This window comes from Mesorhizobium sp. M0239 (assembly GCF_040321815.1).
Taxonomy (GTDB): Bacteria; Pseudomonadota; Alphaproteobacteria; order Rhizobiales; family Rhizobiaceae; genus Mesorhizobium.
In genome coordinates this window covers 1-2,521 of the sequence record NZ_JAMYSG010000086.1, presented here as the reverse complement: position 1 = coordinate 2,521, position 2,521 = coordinate 1, and the positions used below count along the sequence as shown (strand labels likewise).

Below are 2,521 nucleotides of genomic sequence, written 5' to 3'. Positions count from 1 at the left end.
GGAAGCAAGTCCCGCCACCGCGGGAATGCGGTTTTCGCGAAATAGACCGCATTATCAACATCACACGGTTCGCTAGCTGCCACCTTTAAGGCCGGCTAATACAACGCCTAAGCTGCCTTTCTTATTGACTCCAAATCGAGCATTCGATTGCACAAAACATATCGCCGTTAGAGAGACGATCATCAGCGCAATTGCGCTTTCCTAAGCCATCCTCCTGCAAATGTGTCCTGTTGCCGAGCTTTTCCTTCATCTGAGGCCGAAATCTGGCCCATTCGGGGACTTATGAAATAACGAAGGCAATTCCACCGAGGAGATCGCCGGTGTGGAACTGCCTCGTAACACTTTGACGGTTTGTCTAAGGTGGATTGAGCTTATTTCTACGCCGCCGGTTTCTTCGTCATCTCCGGCCTAGATTGACCTGCCGGCTTAAGGATCCGATGGCATAATGTGGCAGTCTTCGTGCTGACAGAAGGCACTTCAATAAATTTACAGAAACTTCACAACCGCAAATCGCTGACGATGGTACGTTCACCCAAGGTCTGAGGTCAGGCACGGCTGAAAAAGGACTGATGCCGATTTACGCTCAGGGCGCAACGGAGGTCAACGCCAATGGCAAGAAGAGCGCTCATCCTGGTTGAGGGCACAATGACTAATGGTCTGCGGTTCGTCCAAGCGGCCCAGCGTCTTGGTCTTCATCCAATTATCCTGTCAGCTGATCCAGCTCAGTACGACTATCTTGCGGCGGAAAGCATTGAGGCAATCCGTGTCGATACAGCCAATCTCGATGCGCTGATCCGCGAATGTTGCCGGCTGCGTGCGACCTATGACATTGCGGGTATGACGAGCAGCTTGGAGTCGTTCTATGCGACGGCTGCCAAGCTCTGCCGGCATTTCGATCTACCGGGACCGAATCCTGCATCCATTGAACGATGCTGCGATAAATTCATTCAACGTCAACTCCTCACGGAGGCTGGCGTTTCAATACCTGCTTTTCGCTTGGCAGCGAATGCGGCGGACGTAGAAAGCTCTGCTGCGGAGATCGGCCTGCCGGTGATTCTTAAGCCAGCCGTAGGCAGCGGCAGCAGCGGTGTCCGATTGTGCCGCAACGCCGATGAGTTGGCCGAACATACGACCTATCTGTTGGGCGGGAAGCACATATGGGAGTCTTCGCCCAGGATACTGGTCGAAGAATTCGCACAAGGCCCCTATTATATCGCTGATATTATGGGAAATGAAGTCATTGCGATTGCCGCTGGTGACTTCGGCCCCCCACCGCATTTCGTCTTTCGTGAGGTGACCTATCCGGCCGTGCTGACTGATGACGAGCATGAGCGCATGGCCGATGTTTCGCTGAGCTGTTTGACAGCTCTCGGCCTTGGCTGGGGGCCAACGAACGTTGAATTCCGGTGGACGAAGCGTGGCCCAGTCGTCATTGAAGTCAATCCGCGTCTTGTTGGTGGGGCCGATCCTCAACTGGTTCAGCTGGCTTACGGCATCGATCTTATCACTGAGCACATCAAGCGCGTCATTGGCGAGGAGTGGGATTTGCGCAGAAGGCATTCGCATTCTGCGGCCGTGCGGTTCCTGGTTCCTGATCGCGATGGCACCCTGGAGTGGATCAGTGGCGACAGTCAGGCGGCTGATGTACCAGGCGTCGCCGAAGTCAAATGGTCTGGCAAACCCAAGACGCCGATCATCAGGAAAGGCGATCACCGAGACCGCATTGGACATGTCATCGCCGCTTCACCCAGCGCTGCTCAGACCAAGGCGATAGTGCAGCGTGCCGTCGACTTAATCGATTGGTCGATCACGCCATTTCCGACCAGTGGCGGAGAGGAACAATCTGCGCCCCATTACCTCTCGGATTGATGAGATGAGAGCGGTTAACAGAAGAGCAAATCATCATGATTTCGCGCGAGCATCAGATGGGGACGACGGCGGGTGATCTGGCCCTGCAAGCGCGGGATCTCTGAGGCGACGCTTTACAATTGTCAATGCGACCGCCGAAAGAAAGTTCAGTGGCAGGGCACGCTGAAGCGAGGAGCGAGTCATTGCGACAGCTGCATCAGCCGCCAATTATGATTTAGCGACTCGGCCCCGAAGAAATCGGAAGCCTCTGATATTTGTAGGAACTGGCCGATTTCCACATCTCGCGTTTGCAGGAAACGGCGAAGATCGTCGCCCGCTGGGTCGAGTGCTACAAGACCGAAGTCCGTGCCGGCATGGCCGACCGGTCCTCGCGGCCGGATCGCATGCAGCAGGCCACCGCTTCATCGATCGCAGAACGCATCGTGGCGCTGCGGCGGCGTCGCGGGCCGGCAGTCACATCGCGGTCCAGGTCGGCCTCTCGCCGGCCAGTCGCGTGCTGAAACGGGGTAGGGCTGTCGCGGTTGAAGGACATCGAGCCAGCTGAGCCGGTCATGCGCTACGAGCGGGCGACAGAGGAAGCGGCGAATGCAGAAAAAAATCGGTGTTATTTTTCCTGATACTGGAGCGTTCCCATACGAATTGATTGACGATA

General features: G+C 55.9%; 1 protein-coding gene and 1 pseudogene. Both read left to right on the top strand.

Annotated features, from left to right (window positions below):
• Positions 1-609 precede the first annotated feature (609 nt).
• Positions 610-1,869: an ATP-grasp domain-containing protein gene (locus NKI99_RS33625; RefSeq protein WP_352613728.1), complete on the top strand. Its 1,260-nt coding sequence runs from the start codon at positions 610-612 to the stop codon at positions 1,867-1,869.
• Positions 1,870-2,165: 296 nt separating this feature from the next.
• A pseudogene (locus NKI99_RS33620) lies at positions 2,166-2,435 on the top strand (IS481 family transposase); the annotation flags it as partial.
• Positions 2,436-2,521: the final 86 nt, after the last annotated feature.